10 protein-coding genes are annotated in these 14,018 nt (G+C 54.3%); 9 read left to right on the top strand and 1 reads right to left on the bottom strand.

Going from position 1 to position 14,018, the window contains the following annotated elements; all coding sequences use genetic code 11:
- Window positions 1-146: 146 nt before the first annotated feature.
- Window positions 147-1,343, top strand: coding sequence for a L,D-transpeptidase family protein (locus F5984_RS17110; RefSeq protein ID WP_246169071.1), 1,197 nt, complete (start codon window positions 147-149; stop codon window positions 1,341-1,343).
- 139 nt (window positions 1,344-1,482) lie between these two features.
- On the opposite strand, the gene F5984_RS17105 is transcribed toward F5984_RS17110, so the two are convergent.
- On the bottom strand, window positions 1,483-2,172 hold the full coding sequence (locus F5984_RS17105; RefSeq protein WP_152125421.1) for a murein L,D-transpeptidase catalytic domain family protein: 690 nt from the start codon (window positions 2,170-2,172) through the stop codon (window positions 1,483-1,485).
- A 217-nt stretch (window positions 2,173-2,389) separates the two neighbouring features.
- Between F5984_RS17105 and asnS the strand changes: the two genes are divergently transcribed.
- From asnS to F5984_RS17065, 8 genes are all read left to right on the top strand, one after another.
- Window positions 2,390-3,859 carry an asparagine--tRNA ligase gene (gene asnS / locus F5984_RS17100; RefSeq protein WP_152125420.1) on the top strand — a complete coding sequence of 490 codons (1,470 nt, stop codon included), beginning with the start codon at window positions 2,390-2,392 and terminating at the stop codon, window positions 3,857-3,859.
- 92 nt (window positions 3,860-3,951) lie between these two features.
- Window positions 3,952-5,031: a complex I subunit 1/NuoH family protein gene (locus tag F5984_RS17095; RefSeq protein WP_152125419.1), complete on the top strand. Its 1,080-nt coding sequence runs from the start codon at window positions 3,952-3,954 to the stop codon at window positions 5,029-5,031.
- Window positions 5,032-5,105: 74 nt separating this feature from the next.
- Window positions 5,106-6,608 carry a GH3 auxin-responsive promoter family protein gene (locus F5984_RS17090; protein ID WP_152125418.1) on the top strand — a complete coding sequence of 501 codons (1,503 nt, stop codon included), beginning with the start codon at window positions 5,106-5,108 and terminating at the stop codon, window positions 6,606-6,608.
- Window positions 6,608-7,783, top strand: a complete 1,176-nt coding sequence (locus tag F5984_RS17085; RefSeq protein ID WP_152125417.1) for a 1-deoxy-D-xylulose-5-phosphate reductoisomerase — start codon at window positions 6,608-6,610, stop codon at window positions 7,781-7,783. The genes F5984_RS17090 and F5984_RS17085 overlap by 1 nt, the downstream gene beginning before the upstream one ends.
- A gap of 173 nt (window positions 7,784-7,956) precedes the next feature.
- On the top strand, window positions 7,957-9,276 hold the full coding sequence (gene rseP / locus F5984_RS17080; RefSeq protein WP_152125416.1) for an RIP metalloprotease RseP: 1,320 nt from the start codon (window positions 7,957-7,959) through the stop codon (window positions 9,274-9,276).
- 64 nt (window positions 9,277-9,340) lie between these two features.
- The gene (locus F5984_RS17075; RefSeq protein ID WP_152125415.1) at window positions 9,341-9,841 is read left to right on the top strand and encodes a DUF6702 family protein; all 501 of its coding nucleotides are present in this window, start codon (window positions 9,341-9,343) and stop codon (window positions 9,839-9,841) included.
- Between the two features lie 179 nt (window positions 9,842-10,020).
- A complete protein-coding gene (gene lon, locus F5984_RS17070; protein ID WP_152125414.1) occupies window positions 10,021-12,636 on the top strand; it encodes an endopeptidase La in 2,616 nt (871 codons plus the stop codon).
- Between the two features lie 56 nt (window positions 12,637-12,692).
- Window positions 12,693-13,910, top strand: coding sequence for an AGE family epimerase/isomerase (locus F5984_RS17065; protein ID WP_152125413.1), 1,218 nt, complete (start codon window positions 12,693-12,695; stop codon window positions 13,908-13,910).
- Window positions 13,911-14,018 lie beyond the last annotated feature (108 nt).

Genomic DNA, 14,018 nt, shown 5'->3' with positions numbered 1-14,018 from the left:
AACCCACGCCCGGCCGTAGTCGTTATACAGGTAAAATTCGTTTACAGGTAGGCGTTTTGGTTCGATGCTACCCCGGCTGGGGTGCCTCAACCAGGAACCATAAACGTAAAACTATAAACGCTAATTACCATTCAGCATCGATTGCCATGACTCAACGACATGAACGACTTACCTACGCGGTAAGACTCTTTTCTCTATTACTACTGACCGTGCCGTTTACGCAGTGCCGCAAAGCGCCCAAGACGGTCAGTATGAGCGAAAAATTAAGCCAAACCCGGCGCTTTGCCGACTCCCTTGGCATCGACACGACGCGGTATGTGCTACCTGCCAGCGCTACCCAATCGCCCGAAACCGCCGAGCCTGTAGCCGCCGAGCAACTGAAAAAGCTGCTGGTTGAGCTTCGGTACGGGCACCGCCCCGCCGATCAGTCGGTGAGCCGCTTGCCTGAGCAGGTTGATACGGCCTGGGTAAGCCAAACCGCTCAGAACGACTCGGTTATTACGGCCCTGACGGCTTCGGCCAGTCAGTTTGCGCCCTACCGCGCGTTGGTGCAGCAGTATAACCAGATTCGGAACACAGCCACGCCCGACCAACTCCGGGCCGTACGCGAAACGCTCAACTTTTACCGCTACCTGGGCCGGTTCGACATGGACAAGTTTGTGGTGGTTAATATTCCGGCTGCGCGCCTGACGGTATTTGATAAGGAAGGCCGGCGGGATATGCCGATGGACGTGATTGCCGGGAAAGCCGATAAGCAAACTCCGCGCTTCAACTGCTACCTGACCGATATTGTGGCTTATCCGTACTGGAACGTGCCGGAGGGCATCGGGCTCAAAGAAATTCTGCCCAAGGTGAAGGCAAACCCCGATTTTCTGGACAGTCAGAACATGGAAATTCTGGATGCTAAAAACAGACCCGTCGATCCATACAGCGTTGACTGGGCGACCATTTCGGCCGATGATTTCCCCTACCGGTTCCGGCAAACGTCGGGCTGCCACAACTCCCTTGGCCTGATCAAGTTTACGCTTGACGGACCACCGGCCATTTATTTTCACGATACCAACGCCCGTCAGTTATTCGATGTCACGAAAGATCGGTGGCGGAGTCACGGCTGTGTGCGGCTCGAAAAACCCGTTGAGTTTGCCAATTATGTATTGGGGCAAACCAAGTTCGATCAGGGCTTTTACGACCGCTGCCTGGTCGACCAGAAACCCCAGTCGTTTAAATTACCTAAGCCATTCCCGGTTTTTGTGACGTACCAGATTGCCGATCTGGATGCGAGTGGTAAGCTGGTTTACTACAAAGACATTTATGGGCTGGAAAAGCGATTGGCAGCCAGATAGAATAGCACGCAGAAATAGAAAACGGCACGCGGATGACGCGGATTGAACGAATTTACACCCATTGTATGCAAAGAAAATCGGTGTAAATCCCTCTAATCCGCGTCATCCGCGTGCCGTTTTACCTGCACAAGATGGCAGCTCAACCCAAAAACGAGGAGGTTTTCAGGTACGTAGGATCGGGGTAGTAAACAAACAGGCACGAGCCGCCTTTGATGGCCTGAATAATGGGCTTGCTCTCAGCGTTGGAAACGGCCGGGCAACCCTGACTCCGCCCCAGTCGGCCGGTGTTTTTAATAATATCTTCGCAAACGTAGTCGGCCCCGTGCATCACGATAGCCCGTGAGAATGCGTTATCGTTAAAGCCTCGCTCAAGCCCCTGTAACTGAAGAGACAACCCGTGCTTGCCCGAATAGGTACCCAGTGTTTTGTAGAAACCGAGGCTCGACTGATACGACGAGTTGGTGTTGGAGAATTTTTCGGCCAGCAACACGCCCGAATTACGTCCGTGCGCAACGTAGGTGTTAAAAAGCAATTTACGGCTCTCCAGATCAATCACGTACAAACGCTTCCGATTGGAAGGCTGGCTCATATCGACAATCGACAGCACGGGCCGGGCACCGGGCATTTTCTGCATCCCGCGCAAGGCGTATTCATACACCGAACGGCTCAGACCGCGCATTTCGAGTCCTAACTCATCGAATACATTCGCGTAAGTAACTGCACGGTTTGGTGCCGTGATTTTTTCGTTCATCCGGGCCGAGAGATGATTCTCATGACCAATCGACGTGAGGCTAAGCAGAGAAAAGAGGAGGACCAGTGCTTGTTTCATAGACATCAAAAAGGGGTTGAGTACTGCCGGAATCTGTACAACCAAAACTCTACCAATTTAATTCGCTACTGTAGACAAACGACCCCGAAACGGGGTTTATTTTACCGGTTATACTACGGAGTCTCAACTCAGTCACAGGCTTCTTATCCTTAATCTGGTAATTCACAGCCGGGCATCCTACCTTTGCGGCACAAATTTTAGCCGCCAGGAGTCAGTAATGAGTTATTTACCAATCAAGCAGATTCTACAGGCCCCCACTGTTGGGCAGGATATAACCGTCAAAGGATGGGTTCGGACCAAGCGCGAAAGCAAAAACGCGGTTTTTATCGCCCTCAACGACGGCTCAACGATTCATAATATTCAGGCTGTTTCGGAAGCCGGTCAGTTACCCGACGATACGCTCCGGCTCATCACAACGGGCGCTTGTGTGGCCATCACGGGTACACTGGTCGAATCGTTGGGAAGCGGGCAGGCGGTAGAAATCAAAATCGCGGAGGTGCACGTGTATGGCCCCGCCGATCCTGAAAAATACCCGCTACAGCCCAAGCGGCACTCGCTGGAGTTCCTGCGCGAGATTGCCCACCTCCGCCCCCGCACCAACACGTTTAGTGCTATTTTGCGGATTCGGCACGCCCTCGCTTTTGCCGTACACAAGTATTACAACGACAACGGTTTTTTCTACCTCAACACGCCCATCATCACGGCTTCGGACGCGGAAGGGGCTGGCGAAATGTTCCGAGTGTCGACACTCGACCCCATCAATCCGCCCAAAACCGAAGACGGTAAGATTGACTACAGCCAGGATTTCTTCGGCCGCGAAACCAACCTGACCGTATCGGGGCAGCTGGAAGGCGAGCTGGGTGCTATGGCTCTGGGTAAGATTTACACCTTCGGACCCACGTTCCGGGCCGAAAACTCGAATACCACGCGCCACTTGGCCGAATTCTGGATGATTGAGCCCGAAATGGCCTTCTACGAACTCGAAGACAACATGGCCCTGGCCGAAGACTTCGTGAAGTCGGTGATTCGTTACGCGCTCGATAATTGCGCCGACGATCTGGCGTTCCTCGACAACCGGCAGAAGGAAGAAGAGAAAAACAAAAAGAAGGAAGAGCAAAGCGAAATGAGCCTGCTCGAAAAACTTCGGTTTGTGGTCGACAACGATTTTGAGCGGCTTACCTACACCGAGGCCGTCGAGATTTTGCGCAACTCGAAGCCCGCCAAAAAGGGGCAGTTCCAGTACGAGGTATCATGGGGCATCGACCTACAGTCGGAGCACGAGCGGTATCTGGTCGAGAAGCACTTCAAGAAACCGGTTATCCTGACCAACTACCCGCGCGAGATCAAGGCTTTCTACATGAAGCAGGACAGCGAACCGGCCACCAATAGCCGGGGCGAGGTGTTCGGGCCGACGGTTCGGGCGATGGACGTGCTGTTTCCGGGCATTGGCGAGATCATCGGTGGTTCGCAGCGCGAAGACGACCTCGACAAGCTCACGGGTCGCATGGCTGAGGTGGGTATCGAGCCCGAAGCCATCTGGTGGTACCTCGACACACGCCGGTTTGGCACGGCACCGCACTCGGGCTTCGGTCTTGGCTTTGAGCGGCTGGTGCTGTTTGTTACGGGAATGGGCAACATCCGCGATGTGATTCCGTTCCCCCGCACGCCCAAATCTGCTGAATTCTAATTGTAGAGACGCAAGATATTGCGTCTCCCAGGCGTCAGCAAAACCATCCGGTCAGGAGACGCAAGATATTGCGTCTCTACAATTGCTACCTCATGCTCGCTCTTCCTATTTTTCTCGCTATCTCGTCTGGTTTTGTGGTGGTTGGGGTGTACCTCGAACGCAAAATCTCGGCGTTTATTCAGGATCGGCTCGGGCCGATGGAGGTGGGCAAATGGGGATTGCTTCAGCTCATTGCCGACTTGCTCAAATTGCTTCAGAAAGAAGACATTGTACCGGCAGCCGCCGACCGACGTCTGTTTCTGATGGCACCGGCCGTTATTTTCGCGTCGATTTTTGCGGGGTACGCCGTTATTCCGCTCACCCCTGATCTGCTGGGGTCGAGTACGGCCGTGGGCGTTTTTTACCTGCTCGCCATTATCTCGTTCGACGTGGTCGGGATTCTGATGGCTGGCTGGGGTTCCAACAACAAATACTCGCTGCTGGGCGCTATGCGGTCGGTGGCGCAGATAATCTCCTACGAAATTCCGCTGGGTCTGGTCGTACTCTGTGTGGTCATGCTCTGTCAGACTCTCAACCTACAGGAGATTAGCTTTCAACAGGGCATATACACCTACGAAACCACGTACCTGTTTGGGCAACGCTGGCTGGGTATCGACGTTACAGACTGGGGCGGCATTTTCGCCTGGAATGTGGTACGCCATCCGCTGCTGCTGGTGGGTTACGTGATTTTCTTTATCTGCACACTGGCCGAAGCCAACCGCGCCCCCTTCGACCTGCCCGAGGGCGAGTCAGAGATTGTATCGGGCTACGCTACTGAGTATTCGGGGATGCGCTTTGCCCTGCTGTTCCTGTCCGAATACGCCATGATGCTGCTGGTATCTATGCTGGGCGTTATCCTGTTCTGGGGTAGCTGGAACACCCCCCTGCCCAACTTGGGGCCGGTGCGGCTCGCCGACTGGACAAGTGGCGAACCCGGCACCGTTTGGGGCAACGTAACGGCTGTTTTCTGGCTTCTTTCCAAAGCTTTGCTGGCCGTACTGGGGCAAATGTGGGTGCGCTGGACGTTCCCGCGCGTCCGGGTCGATCAGATGATGTTTCTGGCCTGGAAAGTGCTCACCCCAGCCGCCCTGATTCTGCTGCTCATTACCGGCGTATGGCGGTTACTCGGGTAGCCAACTGCCCCTGAACACAGCTTCCCGGTTCAGATGGTCCGGTATTGCCACCAATCCCTTACTTTTGTTCCGTTATGGGAATTCGTTCGGTATTGAGTAAGCCGCTGGCCCGCTGGGTCGCGCAACGGCAACAGGATTGGATGTATGGGCCCGGCGCGGCACAGCAGCGTTGGTTTACACGCTTGGTCGAAACGGCCCGGAACACCGAGTTTGGCCGGGATCACCACTTTCGCGATGTACACACCGTGGCCGATTTCCGGCAGGCGGTTCCTGTTCGCGACTACGAAGACCTCAAGCCGTATATTCAGAAGGTGGTCGATGGGCAGGAGAATATCCTGTGGCCGGGCAAACCTGTCTACTTTGCCAAAACATCAGGCACCACGTCGGGCACCAAATACATTCCGCTGACCAAAGAGTCGATTCCGAACCACATCAACTCGGCCCGCGATGCCCTGCTCAATTACGTACACGAGACAGGCAACAGCCGGTTTCTGGACGGTAAGCTCATTTTTTTGTCGGGTAGCCCCGAGTTGACTCAGAAAAACGGCATCCACGTCGGTCGGCTATCGGGTATTGTGAATCACCACGTACCGGCTTATCTGCGCACCAACCAACTACCCTCTTACGAAACCAACACCATCGACGATTGGGAAACCAAACTCGAAACCATCATCGACGAAACCATCCACCAGCCGATGTCGCTCATTTCGGGGATTCCGCCCTGGGTGCAGATGTACTTCGACCGGATTCAGGCCCGCACCGGCAAGAAAATAAAGGACGTGTTTCCCGACTTTTCGGTTTTCGTGTACGGGGGTGTCAACTTTGAGCCGTACCGGGCTAAGTTGTTTGAGAGCATCGGCAAACGCATCGACTCTATTGAGACATACCCCGCTTCGGAGGGCTTTATTGCCTATCAGGACACCCAAACCGAAGAGGGTCTGCTGATGCTGCTCGACAGCGGGATTTTCTTCGAGTTTATCCCGACCGAGGAGTATTTCTCCGAAAATCCACGTCGGCTCACCATTGAGGAGGTTGAGCTGGGCAAAAACTACGCCGTCGTGATTAACAACAACGCTGGTTTGTGGGGGTACTCCATTGGTGACACGGTCAAGTTTGTAAGCCGCGACCCGTACCGGCTGTTGGTTACGGGCCGAATCAAGCATTTTATTTCGGCCTTCGGGGAGCACGTCATTGGCGAAGAAGTAGAAAAAGCGCTTCAGTACGCCATGCAGCAACAGCCCGAAACCGAGGTTGTCGAGTTTACGGTGGCCCCGATGGTGGCCCCGGCCGAAGGGTTGCCGTATCACGAATGGCTCGTGGAGTTTGCCACGCCCCCGCACGACCCCGCCCGTTTCGCCCACGACCTTGACAACCGGCTGATCGAACTAAACGTATATTACGACGACCTCATCACGGGGGCTATTCTACAACCCCTCCGGCTCACGAGCCTGCCCCGGGGCGCTTTTCAGCAGTACATGAAAAGTCAGGGCAAGCTGGGCGGACAAAACAAAGTGCCAAGGCTGGCCAACGACCGCAAAATCGCGGACGGGTTGCTGGCTGTAATGAATAACGGATAATGTACACCGACTCCAACAAACGCCATATTGCCATTCTGGGCTCCACCGGCTCGATTGGCACCCAAGCCATCGACGTAGTCCGCGCCCACCCCGATCAGTTCGTAGTGGAAGTACTCACGGCCAACTCCAACGCCGACCTTCTGATTCAACAAGCCGAACTGGTGCGGCCCAACGTGGTTGTGATCTGCGACGAATCTCGCTACGATCAGGTCTTTGCGGCCCTCGATCCACTCGATATTAAAGTCTACGCCGGAGCCGCATCCGTGGCCTCTGTGGTGCAGATGGACAGTATCGATATGGTGCTTACCGCCATGGTCGGCTATGCGGGCCTGCTGCCTACCATCCGGGCTATCGAAGCAGGCAAGCACATCGCCCTCGCCAACAAAGAAACGCTGGTAGTGGCCGGCGAGCTGATTACCCGGCTGGCGGCCGAAAAAGGGGTGAACATCTACCCTGTCGATTCGGAGCACTCGGCTATTTTTCAGTGCCTGGTGGGTGAATTTCATAACCCCATCGAGAAAATTGTGCTCACGGCCTCGGGCGGGCCTTTCCGGGGTAAAGACCGGGCCTTTCTCGAAACCGTCACCAAAGCGCAGGCTCTCAAACACCCCAACTGGAGCATGGGTGCCAAGATCACTATCGACTCGGCTACGCTCATGAACAAAGGGCTGGAAGTAATCGAAGCCAAGTGGTTGTTTGGCCTCACGCCCGAACAAATTGAGGTGATTGTGCACCCGCAGAGCATTATTCACTCGCTGGTGCAGTTTGAAGACGGTAGCATGAAAGCGCAGATGGGGCTGCCCGATATGCGGCTGCCCATTCAGTTTGCGCTGGGCTACCCCAACCGGCTCAAGTCCGATTTTCCCCGTTTTGATTTCCGGCAGTTTCCATCGCTCACTTTTGAGCAACCCGATCTCGAAACCTTCCGCAACCTGCAACTCGCTTTTGATGCACTCCGGCAAGGCGGCAATGCCCCCTGCATCATAAATGCAGCCAATGAAGTTGCCGTCGACGCGTTCTTACACGAACGGTTAAGTTTTCTGGGAATTTCCGACGTTATTGCGGAGTGCCTGGCAACGGCAACGTTTGTTGCCGCGCCAACCTACGACGACTATGTCAGCACGGACACCGAAACTCGCCGGTTGGCTTCCGAACGAATTAAAAGTCTGGTTTAACTGTTTTACTGATGACTATCTAAGGATGTTATTTTATGCCCAATCAACGTTTTGTATAAACTAGTGGATATAGCGCGCAGATTAGCGTATTCATCGTTTGGTACCTACGGGGCGATCGTTAAAATAGCCAATACATTTCCCGACACCTGTACGATTTTGCACTAAACACACATATGGAGGAAGTATTAATAATGGCCGGACAGCTCATTCTGGGCCTGTCTCTGTTAGTTGGATTACACGAACTGGGTCACCTGCTGGCGGCCCGGATGTTTGGCATGCGCGTAGAGCAGTACTTTATTGGCTTCCCGCCCCGGGTGTTTAGCTTCAAAAAAGGCGATACCGAATACGGTCTGGGGGCCATTCCGCTGGGTGGCTACGTGAAAATTTCGGGGATGATCGATGAATCGCTCGATACGGCGCAGATGAAAGCTGAGCCGCAACCGTACGAGTTTCGGGCCAAACCCGCCTGGCAACGCCTGATTGTGATGCTTGGCGGTATCATTGTCAACGTGATTGTGGGGATCATCATCTTCGTAGCCATCACCTACAAAAACGGCAATACCTACCTGCCCGCCAGCGAAGCCAAATACGGTATTGTGGCTCACGACCTGGCCAAGCAAATCGGGTTGCGCACTGGCGATAAAATTGTCAAAATCAACGGTAAGGAGTTTAAAGACTTCAACGACATCCGTAGCACCGACGTTTTCCTGAACGACAACAGCTACTACACGGTGGAGCGCAACGGGAAACTCGAAGACATTTACGTACCCAACGATTTTATCGACAAGCTGGCCGACAAAAAAAGTGCGGGTCCGTTCATCGAGCCCATTCAACCGTTTAAAGTAGGCGAATTGGTGCCCGATCAGCCCGCCGTAAAAGCTGGTCTGAAAACGGGTGATGTCATCACGGCCATCAACGGTAAGCCCGTTCGGTTTTACCACGAGTTCGGCGAGATTGCCAAGCCCCTGAAAAATCAGAACCTCGCCCTGTCTATCAACCGGGCCGGGCAGCCGGTTACGCTCAACGTGAAAACCACTGCCGAGGGTACCATTGGTTTTTATCCCGAGTTTCTGCTCAAAACCGTAACCGAAGAGTACACCTTCGGCGAGGCCCTGAGCGTAGGCACGCAGCGGGCGTTTGGCGTGGTGTATGACAACATCAAAGGCTTTGGCAAGATTTTCCGGGGCGATGTGTCGCCTTCGAAGGCCCTGAGTGGCCCAATCGGCATTGCGCAGAACCTCTTTGGCGGAGTTTGGGTGTGGGATCGGTTCTGGACCGTAACGGGCCTGCTATCTATGGCGCTGGCTTTTATGAACGCCCTTCCAATTCCAGCCCTCGACGGCGGCCATGCCACTATTCTGATGTACGAGATTGTGTCGGGTCGTAAGCCATCCGATCGGTTCCTCGAAGCCGCTCAGAAAGTAGGTATGGTTATTTTGCTCGGACTGATGGCCTTTGCCATTTTCAACGACGTATTCAAAGCCGTATTTTAAGTCTCAACGTCATTACCGGCGGCTCGGCTTCGGCACGGGCCGCCGTTTTCTCTTTCCGTTACCCATGCTTGGACGAATCGGAGTTCTTGTTCTTTCGCTTTTTCTGATTGCCAGCCGTTCGGCGCATGAGTACCATGCGAGCGTCACCAACATGCAGTATAACCCCAAAGAGCACGCGTTTGAGATTAGTGTTCGGATGTTTACCGACGATCTCGAAAAGGCACTCACGAAAGAAAACGGGGCCCAACGGGTGGTGTTTAGTGCAGCCAATACAACAAAAAACGACCCAATACTCGAAAAATACGTTCGCAGGCACTTTGCCGTGCTAACTCCGCAGAAACAAAGAAAATCATTTGACTATATTGGTCACGAAACGGAGGCTGATGCCCAGTGGATTTATCTGGAGCTACCGTATTCGGAAGCGTTCCGAGGTGGGCAAATGCAACAAAGCGTTTTGACCGACTTATTCGATGACCAGGTTAATCTGGTGACTATCAGCTACAACGGACAGAAAAAGACTTTTTTGTTTAAAAAAAATCAAACCGTTCAGGATATTAGTTTCTGATAATAAGTTTTCAGAAGCGATTCGCGGGTTGCGCCGTATTTTTGCGGTTGTTACTACCCATGGGCTGCGTCGTCCTATATACGCTGGCACGCGCCTTGCACAGGTATAGTATATCTGCTCCTAAGCCTTAACAGTACCCACAAGCATCATGAAATGCTGTCAGTTTGGCAGTCTCCCCTATGTTACAAAACGATTTAGCAACTCGATTACTGCTGGCTGACTTCGACTCCGACAATCTGGAGATCGTGCCGTTGGGCTCGCCGGAAGGAATCGATGACGATTACGAACTTCCTCAAAATTTACCTATACTCCCCGTTCGCAATACAGTTCTGTTTCCCGGCATGGTCATCCCCGTGACGGTAGGTCGGCAAAAGTCGATCCGGCTGGTTAAGAAGGCGTACAAGGGAAACCGAATTATTGGCGTTGTTGCCCAGCTTAATCAGAATAAAGATGAACCCACCGCCGACGACCTCTACCGGTTGGGTACGGTGGCGTACATCATCAAAATGATTACCCTGCCCGATGGCAACATCACCATCATTATTCAGGGGAAAAAACGCTTCGAGATAAACCAGATTACGCAGGATGAGCCTTTCCTGACGGCCTCCGTCCGGCAGATCGACGATTCGTTTCCGAACGCGACCAAGCGGGAGGGCAAAGCGCTTATTCAGTCGGTAAAAGATGCCGCCTACAAAACGCTCCGGCTCAATCCCGAGATTCCGCAGGAGGCCCGCATTGCCCTCGACAACATCGAGAGCCCCATGTTTTTGCTGCACTTCCTGTCGTCGAATATCAACGCCGAAGTAGCCGACAAGCAACGCCTGCTCGAAACCCTGGAGGGTGCCCCGCAGGCTCAACTGCTGCTGGAGTACATGCTCCGGGAGATTCAGTTGCTCGAACTCAAACGCGAGATTCAGTCGAAAGCCAGCTCGGACCTCGATCAGCAGCAGCGCGATTTCTTCCTGCGTCAGCAGATTAAGGTGTTGCAGGACGAACTGGGCATGGACAGCCCCGACCGGGACCTGGAAGAGATTCGGGTCAAAGCCGATCAAAAACGCTGGTCGGCCGAGGTGCGGGCTCATTTTGACAAAGAACTAACCAAGCTTCAGCGGATCAACCCGATGGCCCCCGAGTATCCGGTCACGCTCAACTACATCGAGCTGTTGGTCGATCTGCCCTGGAGCGAATACACCAAAGACAATTACGATCTTAAACGCGCTCAGAAAATTCTTGACTCCGACCATTTCGGGCTGGAGAAAGTAAAAGAGCGTATTATCGAATACCTGGCCGTACTGAAGCTTCAGAACGACCGCCGGGCCGACGAAACTGCGGCCCCAGCGGCCGAAGCCACCCCAGTTCCCCGCAAAGCGGGCAATAGCCGGGCTACAGCCGGGGCCAAGCCCAATCATGCCGAAGGACTGAAAGCACCGATTCTGTGTCTGTACGGCCCTCCGGGGGTGGGCAAAACCTCACTCGGGCGCTCTATTGCCAAGGCACTCGGCCGTAAGTACAGCCGGATGGCACTCGGAGGTGTGCACGACGAAGCCGAGATCCGGGGACACCGCAAAACGTACATCGGCGCCATGCCGGGTAAGATTGTGCAAAACATTCGGAAATGTAGCTCATCGAACCCAGTCTTTATTCTGGACGAGATCGACAAAGTGAGTTCCGATTTCCGGGGCGACCCGTCGTCGGCACTGCTCGAAGTACTTGACCCGGAGCAAAACTCCACGTTCATGGACAACTATCTGGAGGTTGAGTACGACCTCTCGAAATGTCTGTTCATTGCCACGGCCAACACCCTCGATACCATTCACCCGGCCCTCCGCGACCGGATGGAGATCATCGACATTGCCGGGTACACCGTTGAAGAGAAAGTACAGATTGCCAAAAAGTATCTGTTCCCGAAGCAACGCAAAGACCACGGCCTCAAACCGAAAGACCTTCAGATTGAGGATAAAGCCATTCTGCGCATCATTGAAGGCTACACACGGGAATCGGGCGTGCGGAATCTGGAGCAGAAAATCGGCGCACTGGTACGGAAAATTGCCAAGTCGATTGCCATGGAGGAGGAATACCCCCGGACCATCAAAGCCACCGATGTGCGTAAGCTGCTGGGTGCCGAAATTTTCGATAAAGACCTGTACAGCGACGACGACATTGCCGGCATTGTAACGGGCCTGGCATGGACACAGGTTGGGGGTGAAATTCTGCTGATCGAGTCGAGCCTGAGCCGGGGACGCGGTACGCTTACCCTTTCGGGGCAACTGGGCGACGTAATGAAAGAATCGGCCATCACGGCGCTGTCGTACCTCAAAGCCCATTCTGACGATCTGAATATTGATTATCGGCTTTTCAATCATTACGATCTCCACGTACACGTACCGGCGGGTGCCGTTCCGAAAGATGGCCCCTCGGCGGGTATCACGATGGTCACGTCGATGGCTTCCATCTGTACCCAACGCAAGGTAAAACCGTTTCTGGCCATGACCGGCGAGGTAACGCTCCGCGGTAAAGTACTGCCGGTGGGAGGTATCAAAGAGAAAATTCTGGCGGCCAACCGGGCGGGCGTGAAAGAGATTATCCTTTGCTCGAAAAACAAAAAGGATGTCGACGAGATCAATGCCAGCTATATCAAGGACCTTACGTTCCATTATGTCGATAATGTAGAACAGGTGCTGGCTATTGCCCTGCTGCCCAATCAGGTGGGTAAGCCCATGAAATTTGTTTTTCCCGATGAAGACAACAACCGGCGCGACCGTGAAGCGGAGCCGCGCGGTGTAGTTACCTATTAAATGGGTTTATGGTTTCGGGGGTAAGTCTCCCGAAACCATGAATCTGATTCCACCCCATGCTTGACTTCCGCAACCTGTCTGCCGTGTACCAGGATAGCTTGTTGGGGAGTCTCGTACCCTTCTGGCTCCGGCACAGTACCGACGAGCGGTGTGGGGGGTACTTCAACAACCTGACCGACGACGGGCAGCCGATCGAATCCGACAAATCGGTTGAACAACAGGCCCGGCATACGTGGGCCTACGCGGGCCTGTACAACGCCCTGGGGGGCAGCAATGCCTGGCTCGAACACGCTCACCGGGGTGCTTCGTTTCTGTACCAGTTTGGCCACGACGAGACATTACGCTGCTACGCCACCGTCGACCGGCGGGGCCGCCCGGTAGCCCCTACAACCGATGTTTGTACCGATGCAGCCGTGGTAAGCGCGTATTGCCAGATGCACCGCGCTACCGGCAACGACGAGTGGGCCATGCTGGCCAAACAAACACTGGCGAGTTTGCTGCAACGCCGGGAGCAGCGCCGGGCTGCACTTAGCCGCACCATAGATGGCTACCGGCAACTCCTGCACCTGAGCGAGCCCGTAGCCGTGATGCAAGCCTTACTCGAGGCCAAACCCCTGCTCAACGAAGAAGACTGGAAAGACGCTGTCAAAGCGTTGCTCGATGAGTTGCTGGACGAGTTTCTGGACAAACGTCAGGATATTCTGCGCGAATGGATTCAGCCCGAGGGGGCATTTCTGAATACGCCCGAAGGTCGGCGCTTGAGTCCCGGCCTCACGTTCCGGGCAGCCGCTACCCTGCACGACCTGGCAAGCGAAACCGGTAACCGAAAGGTAGCTTTACAGGTGGCTAACTGGACTATCCGGCTCTGCGAATGGGCCTGGGACGATGCTGTTGGCGGGCTCGACCTCTGGGTCGACATCAAGACCCAACCCCTACCCTACCCCGACTGGAAACAACGCTGGGCTCCGGTGCACCTCGATTGCCTGGCAGCCCTGACCAAAGCATATTTCTATACCCGCCACCCCGACGCCCCCAAGTGGCTTGGACGCGTGCACAACTACACCATTGAGCACTTCCCCGACACTCAGCATGGCGGCTGGCACCTGGCCTTAAATCGGCAGGGGAAACCCCTTTTCCCCGCAAAATCCACCCTCACTTGCGGAGCCGGCGACCTCATAAAGCCCCTGCTCGATGCCTGGCACATGACCGAACAATGCGCCAAAATGCAACCCCTTGGCAGTTTCGGCCGGGGAATGCGGGTTGGAGGGATGTAGGAGGAGGCAAAGTGGCTAATATTGTTTTTCGAGCAACGTAAATAGGTTACGTTCTGACGGGTTTATACTTGTGATACAGTTTTCAACCTGTTTGGCCCTCACTGTTAT

Source organism: Rudanella paleaurantiibacter (genome assembly GCF_009184635.1).
Taxonomy (GTDB): domain Bacteria; phylum Bacteroidota; class Bacteroidia; order Cytophagales; family Spirosomataceae; genus Rudanella; species Rudanella paleaurantiibacter.
The sequence above is the reverse complement of the archived record's forward strand: the minus strand, read 5'-3'. Positions and strand labels throughout refer to the sequence as shown.

What these genes read in the sequence shown, in the direction of transcription:
- F5984_RS17110 (WP_246169071.1), top strand. Translation starts at nt 147, where the DNA reads ATGACTCAACGACATGAACGACTTACCTACGCGGTAAGACTCTTTTCT.
- F5984_RS17105 (WP_152125421.1), bottom strand. Translation starts at nt 2,172, where the DNA reads ATGAAACAAGCACTGGTCCTCCTCTTTTCTCTGCTTAGCCTCACGTCG.
- asnS (WP_152125420.1), top strand. Translation starts at nt 2,390, where the DNA reads ATGAGTTATTTACCAATCAAGCAGATTCTACAGGCCCCCACTGTTGGG.
- F5984_RS17095 (WP_152125419.1), top strand. Translation starts at nt 3,952, where the DNA reads ATGCTCGCTCTTCCTATTTTTCTCGCTATCTCGTCTGGTTTTGTGGTG.
- F5984_RS17090 (WP_152125418.1), top strand. Translation starts at nt 5,106, where the DNA reads ATGGGAATTCGTTCGGTATTGAGTAAGCCGCTGGCCCGCTGGGTCGCG.
- F5984_RS17085 (WP_152125417.1), top strand. Translation starts at nt 6,608, where the DNA reads ATGTACACCGACTCCAACAAACGCCATATTGCCATTCTGGGCTCCACC.
- rseP (WP_152125416.1), top strand. Translation starts at nt 7,957, where the DNA reads ATGGAGGAAGTATTAATAATGGCCGGACAGCTCATTCTGGGCCTGTCT.
- F5984_RS17075 (WP_152125415.1), top strand. Translation starts at nt 9,341, where the DNA reads ATGCTTGGACGAATCGGAGTTCTTGTTCTTTCGCTTTTTCTGATTGCC.
- lon (WP_152125414.1), top strand. Translation starts at nt 10,021, where the DNA reads ATGTTACAAAACGATTTAGCAACTCGATTACTGCTGGCTGACTTCGAC.
- F5984_RS17065 (WP_152125413.1), top strand. Translation starts at nt 12,693, where the DNA reads ATGCTTGACTTCCGCAACCTGTCTGCCGTGTACCAGGATAGCTTGTTG.